The 20,985-nt window shown below is 42.0% G+C and carries 22 protein-coding genes and 1 tRNA gene; 14 read left to right on the forward strand and 9 right to left on the reverse strand.

Annotated features, from left to right (window positions below; translation table 11 throughout):
- A partial coding sequence (locus JMY02_RS04555; protein ID WP_201595704.1) for an IS1595 family transposase occupies positions 1–513 on the forward strand: 513 nt, incomplete at its 5' end.
- A gap of 131 nt (positions 514–644) precedes the next feature.
- Here the strand turns inward: JMY02_RS04555 and JMY02_RS04560 are convergent.
- Positions 645–719 (reverse strand) — tRNA-Gly (locus JMY02_RS04560).
- A gap of 431 nt (positions 720–1,150) precedes the next feature.
- On the opposite strand from JMY02_RS04560, the gene JMY02_RS04565 reads away from it, so the two are divergent.
- The 4 genes from JMY02_RS04565 to JMY02_RS04580 all read left to right on the forward strand — a co-directional run bounded on the left by JMY02_RS04565 (position 1,151) and on the right by JMY02_RS04580 (position 3,623).
- Positions 1,151–1,963 carry a M48 family metallopeptidase gene (locus tag JMY02_RS04565; RefSeq protein WP_131656751.1) on the forward strand — a complete coding sequence of 271 codons (813 nt, stop codon included), beginning with the start codon at positions 1,151–1,153 and terminating at the stop codon, positions 1,961–1,963.
- A 352-nt stretch (positions 1,964–2,315) separates the two neighbouring features.
- Positions 2,316–2,636, forward strand: coding sequence for a BolA family protein (locus JMY02_RS04570; protein WP_201595707.1), 321 nt, complete (start codon positions 2,316–2,318; stop codon positions 2,634–2,636).
- 60 nt (positions 2,637–2,696) lie between these two features.
- A complete protein-coding gene (locus JMY02_RS04575; protein WP_021813761.1) occupies positions 2,697–3,056 on the forward strand; it encodes a SirB2 family protein in 360 nt (119 codons plus the stop codon).
- A 165-nt stretch (positions 3,057–3,221) separates the two neighbouring features.
- Positions 3,222–3,623: a hypothetical protein gene (locus JMY02_RS04580; protein WP_201595710.1), complete on the forward strand. Its 402-nt coding sequence runs from the start codon at positions 3,222–3,224 to the stop codon at positions 3,621–3,623.
- Between the two features lie 158 nt (positions 3,624–3,781).
- Here JMY02_RS04580 and trxC read toward each other — a convergent pair whose 3' ends face one another.
- Together trxC and JMY02_RS04590 are read right to left on the reverse strand one after the other, a co-directional pair.
- Positions 3,782–4,222, reverse strand: a complete 441-nt coding sequence (trxC, locus tag JMY02_RS04585) for a thioredoxin TrxC (protein WP_201595713.1) — start codon at positions 4,220–4,222, stop codon at positions 3,782–3,784.
- A 116-nt stretch (positions 4,223–4,338) separates the two neighbouring features.
- Entirely contained in the window at positions 4,339–5,211 is an 873-nt protein-coding gene (locus tag JMY02_RS04590; RefSeq protein WP_201595715.1) for an MBL fold metallo-hydrolase, read from the reverse strand.
- 273 nt (positions 5,212–5,484) lie between these two features.
- Between JMY02_RS04590 and JMY02_RS04595 the strand changes: the two genes are divergently transcribed.
- The 6 genes from JMY02_RS04595 (at position 5,485) to JMY02_RS04620 (ending at position 11,566) form a co-directional block, all read left to right on the forward strand.
- Positions 5,485–5,871 (forward strand): ArsR/SmtB family transcription factor, encoded by a 387-nt coding sequence (locus JMY02_RS04595; protein ID WP_320157789.1) that lies wholly within the window; start codon positions 5,485–5,487, stop codon positions 5,869–5,871.
- 52 nt (positions 5,872–5,923) lie between these two features.
- Positions 5,924–7,648 carry a SulP family inorganic anion transporter gene (locus JMY02_RS04600; RefSeq protein ID WP_201595718.1) on the forward strand — a complete coding sequence of 575 codons (1,725 nt, stop codon included), beginning with the start codon at positions 5,924–5,926 and terminating at the stop codon, positions 7,646–7,648.
- 147 nt (positions 7,649–7,795) lie between these two features.
- Positions 7,796–8,122 carry a beta-lactamase hydrolase domain-containing protein gene (locus tag JMY02_RS04605; RefSeq protein ID WP_131656756.1) on the forward strand — a complete coding sequence of 109 codons (327 nt, stop codon included), beginning with the start codon at positions 7,796–7,798 and terminating at the stop codon, positions 8,120–8,122.
- Positions 8,123–8,255: 133 nt separating this feature from the next.
- On the forward strand, positions 8,256–8,588 hold the full coding sequence (locus JMY02_RS04610) for a TIGR01244 family sulfur transferase (protein ID WP_021813753.1): 333 nt from the start codon (positions 8,256–8,258) through the stop codon (positions 8,586–8,588).
- A 464-nt stretch (positions 8,589–9,052) separates the two neighbouring features.
- Positions 9,053–10,588, forward strand: a complete 1,536-nt coding sequence (locus tag JMY02_RS04615) for a reverse transcriptase domain-containing protein (protein ID WP_201595721.1) — start codon at positions 9,053–9,055, stop codon at positions 10,586–10,588.
- Positions 10,589–10,819: 231 nt separating this feature from the next.
- On the forward strand, positions 10,820–11,566 hold the full coding sequence (locus JMY02_RS04620) for a glutathione S-transferase family protein (protein ID WP_201595724.1): 747 nt from the start codon (positions 10,820–10,822) through the stop codon (positions 11,564–11,566).
- 67 nt (positions 11,567–11,633) lie between these two features.
- Here JMY02_RS04620 and JMY02_RS04625 read toward each other — a convergent pair whose 3' ends face one another.
- Together JMY02_RS04625 and ahpF are read right to left on the reverse strand one after the other, a co-directional pair.
- Positions 11,634–13,082: an alanine/glycine:cation symporter family protein gene (locus JMY02_RS04625; RefSeq protein ID WP_201595727.1), complete on the reverse strand. Its 1,449-nt coding sequence runs from the start codon at positions 13,080–13,082 to the stop codon at positions 11,634–11,636.
- Positions 13,083–13,336: 254 nt separating this feature from the next.
- A complete protein-coding gene (gene ahpF, locus JMY02_RS04630) occupies positions 13,337–14,917 on the reverse strand; it encodes an alkyl hydroperoxide reductase subunit F (RefSeq protein WP_201595729.1) in 1,581 nt (526 codons plus the stop codon).
- A 391-nt stretch (positions 14,918–15,308) separates the two neighbouring features.
- On the opposite strand from ahpF, the gene JMY02_RS04635 reads away from it, so the two are divergent.
- Positions 15,309–15,557 carry a YdcH family protein gene (locus tag JMY02_RS04635; RefSeq protein ID WP_201595732.1) on the forward strand — a complete coding sequence of 83 codons (249 nt, stop codon included), beginning with the start codon at positions 15,309–15,311 and terminating at the stop codon, positions 15,555–15,557.
- A 173-nt stretch (positions 15,558–15,730) separates the two neighbouring features.
- Here the strand turns inward: JMY02_RS04635 and JMY02_RS04640 are convergent, their stop codons facing one another.
- On the reverse strand, positions 15,731–16,603 hold the full coding sequence (locus tag JMY02_RS04640) for an SDR family oxidoreductase (protein WP_201595735.1): 873 nt from the start codon (positions 16,601–16,603) through the stop codon (positions 15,731–15,733).
- A gap of 418 nt (positions 16,604–17,021) precedes the next feature.
- Entirely contained in the window at positions 17,022–17,588 is a 567-nt protein-coding gene (gene ahpC / locus JMY02_RS04645) for an alkyl hydroperoxide reductase subunit C (protein ID WP_131656761.1), read from the reverse strand.
- A gap of 448 nt (positions 17,589–18,036) precedes the next feature.
- On the opposite strand from ahpC, the gene JMY02_RS04650 reads away from it, so the two are divergent.
- Together JMY02_RS04650 and JMY02_RS04655 are read left to right on the forward strand one after the other, a co-directional pair.
- A complete protein-coding gene (locus JMY02_RS04650) occupies positions 18,037–18,966 on the forward strand; it encodes a hydrogen peroxide-inducible genes activator (protein ID WP_201595738.1) in 930 nt (309 codons plus the stop codon).
- Between the two features lie 12 nt (positions 18,967–18,978).
- Positions 18,979–19,656, forward strand: coding sequence for an HD domain-containing protein (locus JMY02_RS04655; protein ID WP_227678413.1), 678 nt, complete (start codon positions 18,979–18,981; stop codon positions 19,654–19,656).
- Here JMY02_RS04655 and JMY02_RS04660 read toward each other — a convergent pair.
- Positions 19,631–20,236 carry a methyltransferase domain-containing protein gene (locus JMY02_RS04660; protein ID WP_201595741.1) on the reverse strand — a complete coding sequence of 202 codons (606 nt, stop codon included), beginning with the start codon at positions 20,234–20,236 and terminating at the stop codon, positions 19,631–19,633. The two genes, JMY02_RS04655 and JMY02_RS04660, sit on opposite strands and share 26 nt — an antisense overlap.
- 79 nt (positions 20,237–20,315) lie before the next feature.
- Positions 20,316–20,984, reverse strand: coding sequence for a M48 family metallopeptidase (locus JMY02_RS04665; protein ID WP_201595744.1), 669 nt, complete (start codon positions 20,982–20,984; stop codon positions 20,316–20,318).
- Position 20,985 lies beyond the last annotated feature (1 nt).

The following is a 20,985-nucleotide window of genomic DNA, read 5'->3' on the forward strand; positions in this document are numbered from 1 at the left end:
CTCGTTATAGAGTATTATTTATCTCTTGAAGCAGATGACATCTTTGACGGTGAAGTCGAATTAGATGAAAGTTACTTCGGCGGTGTACGTAAAGGCAAAAGAGGTCGAGGTGCTGCTGGTAAGACAGCGGTGTTTGGTATCCTAAAACGAAATGGTAAGGTTTATACCATTGTCGTAGCAGACACCAAACAAACCACGCTAATGCCCGTTATCAAGCGTAAAATCAAGCCTGACAGCTTTGTTTATACTGACAGCTATCGAAGTTACAATGCCTTGGATGTGAGCGACTTTAAACATTTCAGAGTCAATCACTCTAAAGAGTTTACTTGCGGTAAAAACAATCACATCAATGGTATTGAGAACTTCTGGAATCAGTCTAAACGAACCCTGAGGAAATATAATGGAATCGATAAGAAGAACTTCCATTTATTTTTAAAAGAGTGCGAGTTTAGATTTAACTATGGGTCACCATCTAATCAGCTTAAAACCCTGAGAAAATGGTGTGATATTTAATCCTTATCTACTACAGCCCCTTTGTTTTTAAGTCATTCTCGTTCAGATTGAGAACATGCCCTAATCAACTTTCACGCATAAAAAAAGCCTCACTATGAAGTGAGGCTTTTGGTGCTTTTTCAAGCCATATTTGGAGCGGGAAAAGAGATTCGAACTCTCGACCCCAACCTTGGCAAGGTTATGCTCTACCACTGAGCTATTCCCGCTAAATATCAAACCGTAATATCGTTAACGACTACGTCTTGATAGGCTGGCTATTCTAGCAAATATTCTGTACGTGTCAATATATTTTTTAAACTTTATTGCGAATATTTTCGCTTTGATCGTCTATCTCATACAAAAACTCACGTAAGTAATTGATTTTATATCAACTACTGCAAGGAGATAAAATTATCATTTTTTTTACTATTTCTTGGGCGCTTACAATCATACGCTGTGTTGTTACTCTTTCTGCATTGGTTTTATCTTGTTAACATTATTATACTTATGTCCAATGACAGTTCAGGTAAAATTTTACTGTTTCGGTAGATTAGTAAGCGCTAGTAGAATATTAATAAAAGGCTGCTTTTTTACCCATTTGCTCAGTATTTGGTTTGTGCAATTTTACTTTTTATCATTTATGGCGAGGATATTTATTATGAAGAAATTATTAACCACTACTGTGATGGCAGCATCATTGTCAGCACTTACTCTGACAGGTTGTACAAGTACGACCAATACTGGCGCGGTCGGCGTTGACCGTCAACAGTTGCTCTTAGTCTCTAGCGAGCAAGTGTTGCAGTTATCAGCGCAAAGTTATGCTAAGACACTACAGGAAGCCCGAGCACGCGGTTTGCTAGATACCAACAAGGCACAACTCAATCGTCTAAAAAACATCTCTAACCGTTTGATCGGTCAAGTTGGTGTCTATCGCCCAGATGCAGCGAAATGGCAATGGGAAGTGCATACCATTAAGTCAGATCAGCTAAACGCCTTTGTCATGCCAGGCGGTAAAATTATGTTTTACTCAGGTATCATTGATCGTTTGAATTTAACGGATGATGAAATTGCCGCGATTATGGGTCATGAGATATCGCATGCGCTACGCGAGCATTCACGTGAACGCCTATCACGCCAATACGCTACACAAACCGGTATCGGTGTCGCTGCTAGCATTTTTGGCTTATCACAAGGTCAGGCAGAGCTAGCAAACGTCGCAGGTGATTTGGGTTTGAGTCGTCCCCATAGTCGCACCCAAGAAGCTGAAGCCGACCAAATTGGTCTAGAGCTGATGGCACGCGCAGGTTACAATCCACAAGCGGCGATTACCCTGTGGCAAAAAATGCAGCGCGCCAGCCAAGGCGAGCCACCTCAGTTCTTGAGTACTCACCCATCAAGTAGCAACCGCATTGCTGAACTACAATCATTGATGCCTAAAGTCATGCCACTGTATCAAAAGGCGCGTCGTTAGTTGATTTTAAATATGCTGCTTTGAGTCAGCATTGTTAGAGCATAAGAGCAGAGTACAAACGATAAATTGTGCTCTGCTTTTTTATGTAAAAAATGAGAATACGCTTTAGAAACAGGCGCTACGCAATAGCCTGCCATACAGCCAATCGCCTCTGCTATAATGGACACGACACGCCATTTTTACGCGGCTAAATACCATTAAATATAGTCAGGTCGATATAAAAAAGCGTCAGCAAGACTGGGATACATTTTTTGTAGCCTCTGGCAGCAACGGCACAGCCAGCAAGAAAAAATTGTGCCAGTCTCGCGTCATCATATCGTGTATCGACTATACAATACATTAAAGGATTGTTATGAGTGCCACCCCTACCGCTGATGCGCTGGAAGCTGAACTACAAGCATTACAACCGCAATATTTAGAGCTGATAAATGAGTCGATGGATCATGCGGGTTATTTTGAAGGTAAAGAAAGTCATTTTAAACTGACTATCGTCAGTGATGCCTTTGATGGCAAAAGATTGGTCGCTCGTCATCAATTAATATATGGGCAAGTTACCTCGTTATTAACCTCTCAAGGTGGCCAAGTACACGCTCTGGCTATTCACGCTTACACGCCAACAGAATGGCAAGGTCAAAGCCCTGATAGCCCGTTGTGCGCTGGACAGAACAAATAGCAAACGGTATCTAAGTATAAATACGCTGAAAAACTGCCATTTTAGAGGAAACGATATCCAATGAAACATTTACATATGCTGATGGCCGTACTGGTTGTTGTGTTGTTTTTATACCAGAGCTACTTAGTATTAAGCGCAAACAGACAAGCGCCTCGTGCGGTCAAAATAGCCAATCATATTGTCTATGCCCTCGTGATTGTGTCAGGCGCTGTCATGTTAATGCAGCTCATGAGTGCCAACGCACCCGTACAATGGGTCTTTGCCAAAATCATCTTACTGGTTGCAGCTATTAGTTCTAGTATAAAGGCGTTTAATACTCATGCGACGCCAACGCAAAGAAAGACCGGCATTCTCATTGCCGCGGTGGCTTATATCGGTATCGTCATACTTGCCTTTAGCAAGCCTGAAAACTTATTTTGATAAATGTTTGAAAGTAGCGCTGAGCGTCGCACAAATTGTCATATTCGAGCGTGTTGAGCATTCACAAATAAGGTTAACAAATATTAAATAGCCAATATCTTAATCCGGTTAATTTTGCTATCTTAAATAAACACAAATACCATAATTCGGCTTGATGGAGCAGCTATGAAAACCTTTACTACAGCGACATTACTGGCGGCAGCTGGCGTTTTCGGTCTCTCAGGCTGTGCCACTACGAGTAATATAACACCGCAATATGTACCGCCAAGCACTTATCAAAATTATGACTGCCAAGCGCTCAACCAAGAGTATGTCCGTGTCAATCGCTATGTAGACGCGGCGCGTAACGAGCAATCAACCTTATCCACCTCAGGTATCGGCGTTGGGGTTTCTGCAGGACGCTGGGGGATCTCACCCAACATCAGTTTTGGCGTTGGCAAAAGCAACGATACCAAAGCGCGCGATGCAAAATTATCGCGGCTATACGGCGAACGTGATGCCATTGTGCAAATAGCTCGTATTCAACGTTGTAGCTTTGCCAACGGCGTTAAGACTTATGGCGAGTAGAATCGACTAAGTAAGTACAAAACCGCGCCATCATAATTCTTATACAACGAAAAAAGCCAACACATTATCGATGTATTGGCTTTTTTTATATCTATCGCTCTAAATGTAATGGACAAAGCAGAGGTAATGGACAAAACCCAAGCAAAAAATCTTGGACGTTATGAATTCCTCAAGCTCCGCACCCATTGGACAATTTGGTCACTCGGTAATGCGCCTGACTGCCGTGCGATTTCTTTGCCATTTTTAAAAGCCACCATAGTGGGCAAACTACGAATATTATAAGGTGCGGCGGCTTGCTCGTATTTATCCGTTTGTATCTTGGCAAAGACCACTTGCGGCAACTGACTGGCCGCCGCTTTGAACTCCGGTGCCATCATCAAACATGGTTGACACCAGCTCGCCCAAAAATCAACGATGGTCAATATCTCATTTTTTTGAATGACTTTATGAATCGTTTGGGCGCTCAGCTCGTGAGGCCGAGCCGTCAATAACGGTTGGCTACATTTACCGCAATTCGGTGCGGCAGTTAGCTTTTCCACGGGTACACGATTGGTCGCTTGGCAATGCGGACAGACTAAATGAAGGCTTTGCTCACTCATTATAAGACTCCTATATAAATCGTATGGACACTCATCCACGATAGATTGGTAATATGGCTTACACGATAGCTTAGTATCATTTAAGATAACAGCTTTGATGTGTCATCTCATTTGTTTTATTGTCCAAGGACATTGATCGGTATTTTTAAATAACGCGTACCATTGTCTTCTGGCTTTGGAAAATGACCAGCATCAATGTTGACCTGTACTGATGGAATAATCAAGCGCGGCATCTCCAAAGTTGCATCGCGGCGCTCACGCATCTGCACAAACTCAGCTTCATTAATTCCGTCTTTAACATGAATGTTGCCCAGTTTTTGCGCAGCAACCGTGGTCGTTGGACAATGCTTGCGGCCTTGACTTGGATAGTCATGACACAGATACATGATCGTGTCTTCTGGGAGCGCCAACAGCTTTTGGATCGAATGATACAGGGTTGCGGCATCCCCTCCTGGGAAGTCGCAGCGAGCCGTACCCACGTCGGGAGCAAATAACGTATCACCAACGAAGACCACGGTTTTTTCTTTATCAGTGGCCATATAAGCCATATCAGCACGTGTGTGGCCGGGTACGTACATGGCGGTAATAGTGATGTCGCCTAGTGCTAGCGTCTCTCCATCATCTGTCAAAATATCAAACTGACTGGCATCGGTGCGAAAGCTGGTATCAAAATTAAAAATTTGCTTAAATATTTTTTGTACTTCAGTGATGTGTTGACCGATGACTAATTTTCCGCCCAGCTTTTCTTTTACATGGATAGCAGCAGACAGGTGGTCTGCATGCGCATGGGTCTCGATAATATAGAGCAGCTCCCAACCATGCTCATGTACAAACGTAATGACTTCATCAACGCTACTGGTTCCCGTACGACCTGATTTTGAATCGAAATCCAATACTGGATCAATGACAGCACACACTTGCTGCTGTACGTCCGCAAGCACATGGGTATAAGTTTCTGTGTCGCTGTGTAAGAATGAATGAACTTGCATGGCTACCTCTTTGCTTTATATAGGAATGTTTTATTTTCCAATGAATTCTTAAGTATACTGTGCTTGTTTATCATATTGGCATGCACATACTCATTGATGATGAATACCAATATAGCAATCATAAAACAATTTATCAATTTATATAATGTAAATAATGATAACTTGCTATACCTTGTAATATCATTGATAATTCACTATATCTTATCTATCAACTCTACCCTTTTTACCTATGCCTCATATAAGGAGCTCGCTCTGACTACGTCCACTTCAGCATTGAGCACATCTACTACTGGCGCTAGTGATGACATTTCTCCCAGCGTAACAGATTTCGTGCCCAAAGACTCTGCGCCTAAAGACTTGGCTGAGCAAATGCAACAAGCATCCATGCAAGCCAGCCAACTATTGAAGTCGCTATCGCACCCTGATCGCTTATTGCTCTTGTGTCAGCTGACGCAAGGGGAATACTGCGTTAGTGAACTTGAGAGCTTAGTCGGTGTCGGTCAACCAAGCTTGTCGCAGCAACTGGGTATCCTACGCAAGGATGCGCTGGTTACGACACGCCGTGAAGGCAAGCAAATTTACTATAGCATCGCAAGTGACGATGCTTTAGCGGTACTAGAGCTGCTTTATCAACGTTTCTGTGCCAAAACCGACGGCTAGCTTATCGACGAACGCTTGGCTTTGATTAACTTTTATTGTGATGACTACTGCTATGCCTTCTATTGCTGCTCGTCTGATTCCTACTTGGTTGCGCCAGTACCAGCTGTCTGATTTGCCAACTGACGTCATCGCTGGGTTGGTCGTCGGTGTGCTGGTCATTCCACAAAGCTTGGGTTATGCCGTGCTAGCAGGATTGCCACCCGTCTATGGACTATATGCGGCCATCGTGCCCGTCATTGTGTATGCATGGATAGGCTCAAGTAATATTCAAGCGGTTGGGCCTGTCGCTATCACTGCCATTATGACGGCCAGTAGCCTGCATCCTTATGCCGCACAAGGCAGTCAACAGTACTTACTGATGGCAAGCTTGCTGTCACTGATGGTCGGTGTGTTGTTATGGTTGGCAGGTCAGCTCAAGCTTGGTTGGATTATGCAGTTTATCAGTCGCGGCGTTTCGGCGGGCTTTATCAGTGGCGCAGCAATATTGATTTTTGTCAGTCAGCTGAAGTATCTGACGGCCATTCCTATCGCAGGAAACGGCTTGCTTGGTTATTTATCGAGTATGCAGATGTATGCGCAGCAGCTACATCCGCCAACTTTGCTTATTGGTATGACCGCCTTTGCGCTTTTGGTTGCCAATCGCTACGCCAGCAAATGGGTATGGCAATCTTGGTTGTCATCCGCTTACGCCAAATGGGCCGAACGTTTATTTCCGCTTATCTTGCTGGGTGTTGCCATACTATTGAGCATCGGCCTGCACTGGACGACAAATGGCGTAGCAACGATTGGCAGTATCCCGCAAGGGCTGCCGACCTTTACCCTTCCCTATGTACCTAACTTTGATGAAGCGCTTAATTTATTGCCTAGTGCAGGGCTGATGGCGCTGATTATTTTTGTCTCCAGCAGCTCAGTCGCTAACAATTATGCTCGCCTGCGCGGTGAAGCATTTGATGCTAATCGTGAGCTGACTGGATTAGGACTTGCCAATATGGCTGGCGGATTTTTTCAAAGCTTTACGGTAGCTGGTGGGTTTTCGCGGACGGCTATCAATGCCGACTCAGGTGCCAAAACGCCTGTCGCCAGTCTAATGACCGTGGTGGTAATGATTGCCGCTTTAATCGCTTTTGGCAATGCTCTAGCACCGCTGCCTTATGCCTTGTTAGGTGCGACCATCATGGCGTCCATCATCGGTCTCGTTGATATGACAACCTTTAAATCAGCATGGCAACGTGACCGCTTGGATGCTGCCAGCTTTATGGCAGCATTCGTGGGTGTACTGATATTTGGGTTAAATACGGGTCTGGTCATTGGTCTGATGGTGTCGTTTGCTAGCTTGATTTGGCAATCAAGCAAACCGCACGTCGCGATTGTGGGTCAACTGGCAGGTACGGGGCACTTTCGCAATATCAATCGCCATAACGTGGTGACTTTTAGCAATTTACTCATGCTGCGTATTGATGAGAGCATATTTTTTGGCAATAGCGAATCTGTCCATCGCCGTGTCGTCCAAGCCACCCAGCAATATCCAAAAGCTCATGAGATTATCCTCATAATGTCAGCGGTCAATCACATTGATTTGACGGGGCAAGAGATGCTTATTAGTCTCAATCAGGAGCTTTTAGTTCAAAACAAGCATCTGAACTTTAGCTTTATCAAAGGGCCTGTGATGGATATCATTGAGCATACACCGATTATTACCGAACTGTCAGGGCACGTTTATCTTAGTACCATGGATGCGGTAAATGCCTTAAAAGATACATATAGCCCCATAACTTAAATGTTGTTACATTCATGATTGTTATTGTCTGTGACAAAATATAGGTATGATAACAGCTGTGTTATGCTAAATTAGCATAAAGAAATAACGCTTAGCTATAACACTAAATACCCTATCGCCTTTTAATATATATGACCGAAGCTACTTATGACTGACAATGTAACTATCTATAAGCAAATTTACCCAAGCCAATGCGTAAAAATTGCTGAGCTTGGTTATCGTTCCGTGCTCAATATTCGTCCCGATGCTGAAACAGAGACCCAGCCCAATAGCTGTGACTTGGCCAGCGCAACGGCGAAAGCCAATTTGACCTATCATCATTTGCCCTTCGATGATGAGCGATTGAGTATGGCGACTGTCGAACAGTTTGCTGATTTTTATCGTGCCATGCCCAAACCCATACTGATGTTTTGCGGGACAGGCGCACGCGCCAAGCTGCTGTATCAAAGTGCATTGATGCAAGGGTTGCTATAAAGAGTGATTATAAGAATATTATGACGCTTACATATCGCCCCTTTAGAAAACCACTCATTCAGCTTACGCTTAAACGCTGTGTTTCCAAATCAAATCTGTCATTCTTTCATAGACAAAATAAAAAGGAGCTCTCATGAGCCATCAAATAAGTATTACTGGACAAATCACTCCTGACCAAGTGCCGATGATTGCCGAAAATGGTTTTAAAACCATCATCAATAACCGTCCAGATGGCGAAGAACCAAATCAGCCGACCAGTGCTGAGATCGAAGCTGCTGCTAAAAAAGCAGGACTTGCTTATAAAGAAGTGTCATTTGCAGGTAGCGAGCTCAATCAAAACCATGTCGAAGAATTTGCTGATTTCTTTAACCAAGCCGAGCAGCCAATGTTAATCTTTTGCCGTACTGGCAATCGTTCGACGGGTATCTATGAAGCAGCTAAGCGCATGGATTTGTTGGACGACTAATAACTATCTAAAAAAGTTCTACAGTTTAAAACAAAAATGCCTGTCCAGATATTGGATGGGCGTTTTTATTTGTTTTCTTAGATACATTGAACTGCATTTATTTGCTAAACAATTTTACAATAAATCAGAGGTATGTTAGATTCAAGATTGTGAGGGAAAAAGCAATTAATCTAAGTCTGGTCTTATATTTAGGTACCTGCAAAGGTCACCGCTAGGTAGAAAGCTGCTTAGTCAAGCAAATATCATATTGTGAGCAGTTAGCACATATATGATGTACGATTAGTGTAACAAGGTATTGAAGCATAATAGTGACAATTTCCGTAAGCATGAAAGTAATTATTTCCAATAAAAGGGGTGTTACCTTCTATGGTAACGGTAGGACAGTTTTATCACGTTTTTATTAATCGCTCTAAGCGTAAAAATGCTAGCCCCGTTCCCTCACTTCTAATACAAATTATAAATATATGAAAAATAAAGAAGACCTAGATAGCTGGTATAAAATTAAAAGATATCCTCATATTGGACTACCTTCTGAAAATCGTCGACAGACCATATCATATATAAAAGATAAAAATAAAATAGCTGTCCATGGTTTCGTTCCATTCATTCATAAAGTCATATCTACGAATCGGTATAGAAAAGAGTATGATAATGATGGAAAGTTGATGAATAATGGAAAACGCACTGACAAAAGCACAAAAGATAGAGATATCTATTATGCGAATAATCTAGACTCAAATATTTATGCCTACTACTCTCACTTACTAAACGTAAAGTATGAAGATATATTAGAAGATAGAAATCTAACCAAAGTAGTTACTGCTTACCGAAAGACCCCAAAAAAACTAGAACCTAGCCTCACTCAAAAATCTCCCAAGAAAAATAATATTTACTTCGCAGACGAAGTTTTTGAATATATTAAAAAAAACATAAGTGACGATAATGGCATTGTTGCTATAGCTTTTGATATTAAGAACTTCTTTCCTAGTTTAAACCATACCATTCTTAAAAAGAAATGGTGTGAGGTCCTTGATATAGATCACCTACCAAGAGACCATTACAACGTGTTTAAGAATATCACTAGATTTTCTTATGTCGAAGAAAAGCATCTTTTCAATTTATTCAAAGATAATATCTTAATCAGAAAAAATGATGGAAAAGTTACGGATAAGTCCATAAAGCGAATTGAGCATTTATATAATAAAAATGCTATTGCCTATTGTAAAATGCAAGATATACACACAATTCGAAAAAAAGGACTAATAAGATCGAGTAAACGAATTGGCAGTACACTTGTAACAGATGGCATTTGTCAAGGTTCTGCTATCAGTGCCACATTAGCAAATATATATATGCTAGGCTTTGATGAAGCAATTTATGACGAAATATCAAGAATCGATGGGCTTTATCGGCGTTATTCTGACGACATGGTTGTCATCTGTTCGATAGAAAACAAACAACATATTATTCAGCTTTTCGAAAATGAAATTAAAAATATATCGCTAAAAATTCATAAGGACAAAACTCAAGTTTTCCATTTTTCCTCCTGTAACGGTAGAATTATTTGCAAGCAAGAATTTAATGGCCGAATAACGCCAAATAGTATCAACAGAAATTTTGAGTATCTCGGTTTCAGTTTTGACGGTAAGTATGTACGCCTAAAGACAAGCTCTCTAGCCAACTATTACCGAAAAATGAAAAAAGGTGTGCGAAGAAGTGGATTTTATAGTAGTAAGATAAATAACGAGACAAGAGGTGAAATATTTAGAAAAAGACTGTATAAAAGATACTCATATATTGGTGCTAAACGCTGCATAAAATATAAACGTGTACGAGGTACTACAGATCAATGGCAACCTGACAAGTATGCCATAAACTGGGGCAACTATATAACATATGCTAAAAATGCACATAAAATAATGGGTAGTTATAGCAAAATTGACTCGCAAATTAAAAGTCATTGGAAAAATATACATAAAGAGATTGAGAAATCTAAGTAATGAATCACATATAAAAAAATTTCATCTATCTATTAAAACAGAACCACCTCATTTGAGGTGGTTTTTTTAACTAACTACAAACCGACTGATGTTACTACATGACTAAGTATTTAAACGCTAATAACACTTTATCCGCCTACCTCCTAAGACTAGTATCGCTTTTATCGTAGCCTCCAAACAAGTTTGGAGGCATACTACAATGCTACTCTCTCAAAAATATAGGATGCGACTGTGCAAAAACCACTACTTCTCATCGGTAATAAAAACTACTCATCTTGGTCGCTACGGGCTTGGCTACTACTCAAGGCATTCAATATTGACTTTGATGAGCAACCGATTGAACTGTTTCATCCATCAGCAACACCCATTCTCAATGAACATGCGCCAACAGGAAAAGTACCAGTTTTGGTCTATGGTGAAGGTGATAACAAAGTAACCGTTTGGGATACGCTGGCCATTGCGATGCATATTAATGAGTATTTAACGGATATCAATCTTTGGACAGGCATCAGCAAGTCTGACACTAACGCTCAAACTGACCATCAAAATAGAATCAATAGTGCTTATTGCCAAAGTATCGTTGCTGAGATGCATTCAGGACTCATGGGTATTCGTAATGAGATGCCGATGAATATTAGAGCAACAGCTAGGATACAACCGAGCAGTGCTTGCTTGGCTGATATTACGCGTATCGAGGCTATTTTTGCAGATTGCTTGAAAGGTCGCTCAGAAAACAGCTATTTGTTTGGGCAGTTTACAGCAGCTGATGTCTTTTTCGCCCCAGTGGTGCTGCGATTACAGACCTATGCTGATGCGTCCAATATCACTTTGCAACCGCTTACCAAGCAGTATTGCCAAACCATGCTGAATCATCCGCACATGCAAGCATGGCAAAAATCAGCGTTACAAGAGACGCGTATTATTGAAGAAGATGAAGCGGGTGAGATACTGTCAATCATTGGCGTGTTAGCTAATTAGATAAAAAAACCACTTTAACGTTAGTTAAAGTGGTTCATTTTTTCATAAAATATAAAGCGTATGCGTATTACTGTTTTTGATCTAACGCTTCTTTTACTGCCTTTTTACCCCATGCACTCAAATCAAGATCCAACTTTTCATACTCTTGTGCATCGAATAATGGCTCTTTAACGCCTGATTTTAATTGACTTGCAAAGTCGTCAAGTAGACGCTTGGCACGCGGGAAGAGCATGATCAAGGCCAACAAGTTGGCTAGTGCGAGTACGCCCATCAATGGATCAGCGAAGAAGAACACAGCGGTTGCCGTGGGTGCTACTGCGCCCAAGAACAAGATCGCAATCACCACAATGCGTAACACCAAGGTTGCCGTTTTGATATTCTTCTTAACTAAGAAGTTAATCGCATTTTCACCCATGTAGTAGTTATACATGATAGAACTCAATGCAAATAACAATAGTGAGATGGTCAGAACATACTGTGACCAGTCGCCCAGCTGAGCCGTAAGCGCTTGCTGTGCCAGTACAATACCATCGACTTCGGCACCTGGTTGATAAACACCACTCAGCAAAATCATAAATGCCGTAGCACTACAGACGACGATCGTATCAATAAACACCGATAATGACTGCGAGATACCTTGACTGACAGGATGTGTGGCATAAGCGGTGGCTGCAATGTTAGGCGCAGAACCCAAACCTGCTTCATTAGAGAACAGACCTCGCTTCATGCCTTGCTCAATCGCCACACCAATACCGCCGCCGACGACAGATTCAATACCGAATGCATTTTTGACAATCATCGCCATCAACGCAGGCAATTCAGTAATATTAAGCACGATGACAATCAGCGCCATGCCAATATAGATCAATGCCATCACAGGAATGACAACGTCGGCTACTTTTGCAATACGCTGGATACCGCCAAAGACAATGAATCCACCTGCAACAACTAGCACCGCACCTGATATCCAGCGATCAATGCCGAAACTTTCAAGCGCAGAACCTGCTACCGTATTGCCTTGGAACGCCACAAACCCAATAGAGAAAGACAGTAGTAGCGAGACCGCATAAATGACGGCGAGCCAGCGATAATCTTTACCTAGACCGTGCAGGATATAGGTTGCAGGGCCGCCGCGAAAGTTACCATCATTGTCTCTACGCTTATAAAGCTGAGCCAAGCTACACTCAACAATACTGGTCATCATCCCAATAAGGGCTACAACCCACATCCAAAAAACCGCGCCGGGGCCACCTAAAGAGATTGCAACGGCAACACCTGCAATATTACCACCGCCAACACGCCCACCGATCGAAACGAGCAACGCCTGACGGGCAGAAATGCCGTCATCTCCTACCTCATCCGTCTTAAACACACGGAACATACGTTTAAAATATGTAAACTGAGCGAACCTGCCCACAATGGTAAATAATAAACCAAAAATAATTAACATAGGCACGAGTGCCCAGCCCCACGTTAGATCGCCGAGTAGGGCGAAAAAAGATTCAATGTATTCCATACCTATTTTCCTTGTATTACATAATGCTATGATAGGTTTTTTCAAGCTCATTATCGCATCTAAGACACGCATTTGTAACGCGAATGACGACTTTGTAACTCAAATAATGACATTTTTTGAGAGAAATTGCTCTGTTCACTCATCCAAATGACTGGTTTCTAAACTTTAGGCGCTATTCTATAGAAAAATTCCTACACAAGCGCAAAAAAAAGCCACCTCAATTGAGGTGGCTTCTAAATCTTACGCTAAATAACTTACTGCATTACTAAGTACTCAAATGCTGACAATGCCGCTTTTGAACCCTCACCCATCGCAATATTAATTTGCTTAAATGGAACCGTGGTCACATCACCACAAGCAAAGATTCCTCTACGATCCGTACGGCAACGCTCATCAATCTCAATCTCGCCAAAGCGATTCAGATCCACAAAGCCTTTGACAAATCCAGTATTTGGTACGAGACCAATCTGTACGAATACCCCTGCCAGCTCAATCTCTTTGGTCTCGCTCGTGTTACGGTCTTCGTAGACAATTGAGCTAACTTTACCATCGGTTGCTTTAATTTCTTTGGTCGCGGCACTGGTCACGATATCGATATTGGTCTTTTCTTTGGCTTTGTTAATCAATACCTGATCGGCTTTTAAGCCATCAGCAAACTCAAGAACCGTGATATGTTTTACGATACCAGCAAGGTCTAGCGCTGCTTCAATACCTGAATTACCGCCACCAACGACAGCCACTTCTTTGCCTTTAAAGAACGGACCATCACAGTGCGCACAATAAGCCACACCTTTACCGACATTTTCGTCTTCACCTGGTACACCAAGTTTACGCCATTGGGCACCAGTCGCTAGAATGATACTGCGAGTGTTAAAGATCTCACCTGTATTGAGATGGATGCTATAGTTTTCGTCTTTGGTTTCACCAATCTCTTTGACACTGACATGCTCTTTGAGCGTGATGTTGTATTCGCCCAAATGTTTGACAAAGTTGGTCGATAGGTCTGTACCATTGGTGAGCGGCACAGAAATTAAGTTTTCGATGTCTTGTGTGTCTTTAACTTGACCGCCGATACGGTCAGCCACCATGGTCACTTTTAGCCCTTTACGAGCCGTATAGATAGCAGCGGCAACCCCAGCAGGACCTGCACCAATGATAGTCACGTCTTGCTGCTCTAGTTGCTCAGCATCGTCATCACTGGCCTCGTCCAACAAGTCAGGATATTGCTCTTGTAGTTTTTCGATCAACTTAGCCGTGTCAATTTTACCATTAGCAAAAGGCTTGCCATTTAAGAATACCGCTGGTACGCCTTGGATATTGTTGGCATCGACTTGCTCTTGAAACAATGCCCCATCGATCATCTCGTTACTGATACCATCATTGAGTAGCGCAAATTGATTCAGCGCTTGCACCACATCAGGACAGCTGTGGCAAGATAGCGACACGTAAGTCTGAAATTGTAGCGGCTTATTAAAACGTTTGACAAGCTTTTGCACGCCTTCATCTAGCTTTAAAGTGTGACCACCCGCTTGCAAAATCGCCAAAATCAACGAGGTGAATTCGTGACCGCCTGGAATACCACTAAACACGATGCCCGTGTCAGTCAGAGCGCCATCGATATGACTACGAACCGCAAAGCTGATCGGACTTGGCAAGCTGTCATCTGTCACTGTGCTATCAAAATTGATTTTATCGGTTGTACCCGCAATCTTGGTCAAAAAATCAATCAACTCGGCACGTTTACTGTGTTCACCGCTACCCAATACAAAGCTAATCGGACGGGTCATGTTTTCGCTATAGGTTTTTACCGCGTCTAATAAATTTTGATCTATCATGTTTGTTCCTCATTATTACTGAATATGTAACGGTAACTGTCATGTCACGCGTCGAAATATGGATTATTTGATACTCATAATTTGTCTAAAATGCTATAGGCTTCTGCCTTTTGATGTCCCTATTATCATTGGTTACAAGCCTTTAGACAAGCTGAGAAACTCAAACTTTGAGTTTTATAAAACAAATCATAAACCATGATATTTAATTAAATTTAAATATACAGGCGGATTATTGCTATAGCACCGATATTCTTTTTTCGCTACAATCAAATGAGATCGATAACGGTTTGTATTCAGAACACTTAAGTATCACTATCACTATCACAAAAAGTCTTAACAACCATGCGCGATTGCTTATCGCAAGCTTGCGCCTCATAACAAGGATGAGCAGATGAGAAAGACCGAAACGTTTCAAGATAACAAAGAGATCATCGCTGAGCTTAAACAAAAAGACAGCCATTTTTCGAATATATTTGATGAGCATACTCAGCTCGACCAGCAGATCAATCATCTTGAAAAGGATGTGATACAACACGCCAGTCGTGAAGAAGAAATAGAGCAAATGAAGCGGCGAAAGCTTCATCTTAAAGATGAGATTTATAGAGTGATTGAGAAAAACAAAACGCACTCTTTGAATTAACAAACAATCGCTATTTTTTGACAGTTACATCGTTTGAGTGCTACACCGTTTAAAAATTACATTATAAAGTAGCCGCTTATGTGGTTCGTTAAATCGTTAACTAGCACATAAACGGCTGTTTTTTGTCTAACATTTAGAACTGTTGATTATTGGTTCTCTACATGAGCAGACACTTACCCACCAATAATTTCACCACCATTCACATGAATGACTTGTCCTGTAACATAGCTTGCGTCATCACTTGCTAGATATAAATAAGCAGGCGCTACCTCATTGGGTTGACCGGGACGTCCCATCGGATTGTCTTGTCCAAAGCTTTCTATCTCATCAGGCGTAAACGATGCCACAATGAGAGGTGTCCAAATAGGTCCAGGTGCTACACCATTAACGCGAATACCTTTTTTCTCACTGGTTAAATTGGTCGCCAGCGCACGAGTGAACGATAAAATTGCACCTTTAGTAGAAGCATAATCAATCAGATGACCGCTGCCGCGATAGGCAGTAATCGATGTTGTATTGATAATGCTACTACCTGATTTCATATGTGGTAGCGCAAGCTTACTCAACCAGAAGTGTGGATAGAAATTGGTATGCAGCGTTTTATCAAATTGCTCAGTACTGATATCAGTTAATGACTCTTGCTCAACCTGCATGGCGGCGTTATTGACCAAGATATCAATCTTACCAAACTCAGAAATGGCCTTATCGATAAGGGCTTTACAATTGGATTCTTGCGATAGATCAGAAGCCACCAAGACACAACGTTGATTGTAAGATTCGACATACTTTTTGGTCTTATTGGCATCTTCATCTTCGCATAAATAACTGACCACCACATCCGCACCTTCTTTGGCAAACAGAATAGCAACCGCTTGTCCAATACCACTATCTGCACCCGTTATAACGGCTACCTTCCCAGCGAGCTTACCGTTTGGATAGTCGCGCGGTAAAACCTCAGGCATGGGCGTTTGCTCCTGCTGTGAACCCGGTAATGATTGTTGTTGATCCTTAGGGAAACCTTCTTCAGATGATTTATTATCACTCATAATAATTCCTTTTTTTAACATGATTTTTCATTAAAACGGTTATATTACCCGTATATACATAAAGGCTTGATAAGCAAAAATGCGCTTCGCTTTATTTTTTCTTTATAGTCTTCATCTATAAACTGTTTTTTTAGCAGTAATGATGATTTGCTTACTTTAATTACTAGGATAACGAGACTGGGCTAAAAATCGAATAGCCTTACGTGACAGTTTGTGGATAGGTTGTAATTAATATGACTAAATCTAACAGACAGTAAATTATGTGAAAAAATAGAATCGCTTTTATAAGAAGAACGCTTATTAATATAAAAAACTTTTAGACAACCAAAAAAAGGCTCTATCAACCATTGCTGATAGAGCCTTTACGATATTTAGCATTTACCTTTGTAAGATAAACAACAGTTAAATATTTTTAGTCTTAGATTTTACCAACAAGATCAAGACTTGGCTTTAGTGTATCGCCGCCTTGTTCCCAAGCTGCTGGGCAAACTTCGCCATCGTTTTCACGAACATATTGTGCTGCTTTTACTTTACGCAGCATGTCTTTAGCACTACGGCCAATACCGCCAGCATGGATTTCAGCTACTTGGATCAGACCATCAGGATCCACTAGGAATGTACCGCGCTCAGCCAAACCTGCTTCTTCAATCATGACGTTGAAGCCACGAGTGATTTTACCAGTTGGATCGCCGATCATTGGATAGTTTACTTTACCGATGGCGTCTGAAGAGTCATGCCATGCTTTATGCGTGAAATGAGTATCGGTTGATACTGAGTATACTTCTACGCCCAAGCCTTTTAGTTCTTCATAATGGTTTGCCATGTCTTCAAGTTCAGTTGGGCAAACAAAAGTGAAATCAGCTGGATAGAATAAGAAAATTGCCCAGCTACCTTTTACGTCTTCTGAAGTGATGGTTTTGAATTCACCATTTACATATGCATCTGCTGAAAATTCTGGAATTTCTTGATTGATAATAGACGCCATGATTGGCTCCTTTATAGTTAGGTTGATTGAGATTTATTTATACAATTAACTGAACTAACCCTATATGCTATCTGGGCTACCTGACAAACTATACGCGAATTCTATCGTTAATCCAGTTAAAAGTTTTTAATGTGATGTTTTGTTTTATTAAACTTGTTAAACTATTCTCTCTGCTTTTCATCATCAGTGTACTATACGTAAGTGACTATTTGATTAAGAACTTTAATAATACATTATAGTGATTCAGTATAAAAACAAGCCAGAGGAACTGGAATGAATTTTTCGCCGCCTCTGTCTGCGCAGGCACAGCAAGCAAGAAAAATTTATACCAGTTCCGCATTGAAATATAATGTAGCTTTTTTAATTAGAATCGAATATACATCGCCTGAGTATGTCAGATGAGCCAGCATCACAAATTGCGCTAAAAGCCCATTAATAGAGAGGTTTTATGATTACTTTACGTCAGCTTGAGTTTGCTTTAGCCGTGGCCAAACACCGTCATTTCAAACGTGCAGCAGAAGACTGCAACATCTCGCAATCTGCACTCAGCTTGGGTATCGCAGAATTAGAAAAACAACTGGATACCCAGATTTTTGAACGTAATAACAAACAAGTCTTAATCACGCCTATCGGTGAAGACATTCTGACTCGAGCGCAGCGCGTTTTTTCTGAAGTACACGATCTGACCACGCGGGCGCATAGCCATCAGTCTCCGCTGGCCTACCCGATGACGGTTGGCATTATTCCAACTATTGCCCCCTATCTACTCCCTAAAGTGTTGCCTGCGCTGCGAAAGCACTATCCAGAGTTTCGGATGAGCATCGTTGAACAACAAACGGAGCGCCTGCTCGAACAAGTACGTTACGGTCATATTGACACCGCTATCATCGCCTTGCCTTATGCCGTAGATGGGCTGCACAGCTTTGAGTTTTGGAGCGAAGATTTTTTTGCGGTATTTCCAAAAAACGACGTGCATGCCACGCTTGAAACCATCAATGCCGATGAGCTGACCACTGCTAATCTTATGCTATTGGGTGAAGGCCATTGTTTGACTGACCAAACGCTGTCTGTCTGTCATTTTGACCGCACGCAAATGAAATCCAGTTTTTCAGATGCCAGCCTCAATACTCTTATTCAGATGGCGCTTGCCAACATGGGTACGACATTGGTGCCTGAAATGGCGCTTGATCAATTGCATCTGCAAAATCAAAATGCGGTCGCAGTGCCACTAGCAGAAGAAGGGCCGCATCGTCATATCGCCTTTGTCACCCGTCTGAACTACGCCCGCGTCGATGATGTCAATTTGCTGGGTAAAGTATTTAAGCAAGCGTTTGAAGAGGCTACTACTAAAAACCATGGTACTGATAATCTTACATAAAAAGTCAGGTTAATGATGAACGATTTTTCGCCAATAGATGCTGAGCTGGGTAATCGATTTACTTTGCATTTATTTGCCATTAATACTGATGTCACGTCAGCGCAAGCAAAGACACTCTGGCTGGATATCGCAGCTCGTTACAACGAAACCCAGCGCGCCTATCATAGCTTACGTCATATCCAGCAGCTGTTTGTCCAGTTTGACAAAATCAATCACAAACTCAGTGAACCGCATCTCATCGCCTTAGCACTCTATTATCATGATGTCATATACAATCCGACACGCTCAGACAATGAGCTAAAAAGTGCAGCATACGCAATAGATCAGCTAAAGTGCTACCTAAATGAAGAGCAATGCCAAACTATTCACGCACTTATCATGATGACTGCTAGTCATCAACTTGCTGAACTGGCAGACAATGATAAGAGCAGCGATGCGGCGTATTTACTAGATATGGACTTAAGTATTTTAGGGGCATCTTGGTCGGAGTATGAACAGTATGCTCACGCTGTACGCCAAGAGTATGCGCATATTCCAGCTATGGACTACCGCGCCGGACGAATAACAGTTTTAGAGAGATTATTGGCGCATGCACAACTGTATCTCACTAAATACTACTATGAACGCTTAGAGATGCAGGCGCGAGAAAATATCGCGCGTGAGATTAGGTTTTTACGTGCATCTGAATAAACAACTCACTGCCCTGCCTCGCTGGATGTGAATTACGACTAGGCTCCATAATTTCAATCTCAAAATGAGTCTCAAAACGCTGCTGATACTCTTCTTTCGTCCCACCAAATGGCGGATCCTCTCGTCCAAAATCCTTCGCAAATAGCAAACCAACCAGCTTACCATTAGGCTTGAGCAGTGCCGCCATCTGCTGGACATATTCATTACGGCGCGACGGATTTATCGCACAAAAAAACGTTTGCTCAAGTACCCAATCAAACCGGTATTGCTCAGGCGATAAATCAAAAAAATCAGCGCAAAGTAAATGCTCAGCTGGAAAGTCAGGATAACGCTCAGCAAACGCCTCAATAGGTGCAAGTGCAAAATCAACCAAAGTGACATTGGTAAAACCTTGCTCATGTAAGTAGCCTACTTCATAGGCATTACCAGCACCAGCGACCAAAATAGCCTGATCTTTAGCTGAGTCAGGTAATTGGTCAATGTAAGCTTTTAGGGGCGGTGACACCTCACCCATATCCCAACCGATATTGTCTTGCTTGTAACGCTGCTGCCAAAATTCCGCTTGGCTGACGTTTTTCATATGACATCCTTGTGTATTTACCGTTATGACTTAGCATTTCAGGCTTACTGAAATTTTTGATAATGCTAAGGTAATAAGGTTAATCTAACTGTCCTGTTTTACCTGCTAACATGTCATGCCAGCGCCGATAGTCTGGCATCGCTGTCGCCACCGTTTGCCAAAACGCGCGGCTGTGATTGGCATGATGCAAATGACACAGCTCATGGACAATGACATACTCGGTACACTCTATAGGATAAGCGGGCAAATAAACCGATAGCCAAATTCGGCGCGCCCGAGTGTTACAACTGCCCCAGCGTGTGTGCATTTTTTTCAGGCGTATCTCATTGGCGGCTGCTCCAACGACTGGTTGCCACTTATCAAATAACACCGTTATGACTGCAGCAAGCTCTTGTCGATAATACGCGATTTTTTCATCATGACTCAATACAAGCGGTTGCGCAATACCCCAAAGCAATAGCGGACTGTCTGCCGTTGAAGTTTGGGATATAGGTAACGGTTTGCGCTGATGTTGCTCTAATACTTGTGGATGGTGAGCAATCGCCCATGGTACGCGCTTAGCAACGGCTTGCCCGATCTGCGCAGTGCTGATAAATATCGGTACAGATACCATCAACTTATAAGGCTTTAGACGAAAATTGATGTTTTTGACGCGCTTTTTGGTTATTTTTAACTCAATACCTCCTCTTGCCAAGCGCTGGATAGCACTCTCCAATAAAGGAGTCTTATACTCTGGCAATAGACTCATT

It is taken from the genome of Psychrobacter vallis, from assembly GCF_904846715.1.
GTDB lineage: Bacteria > Pseudomonadota > Gammaproteobacteria > Pseudomonadales > Moraxellaceae > Psychrobacter > Psychrobacter vallis.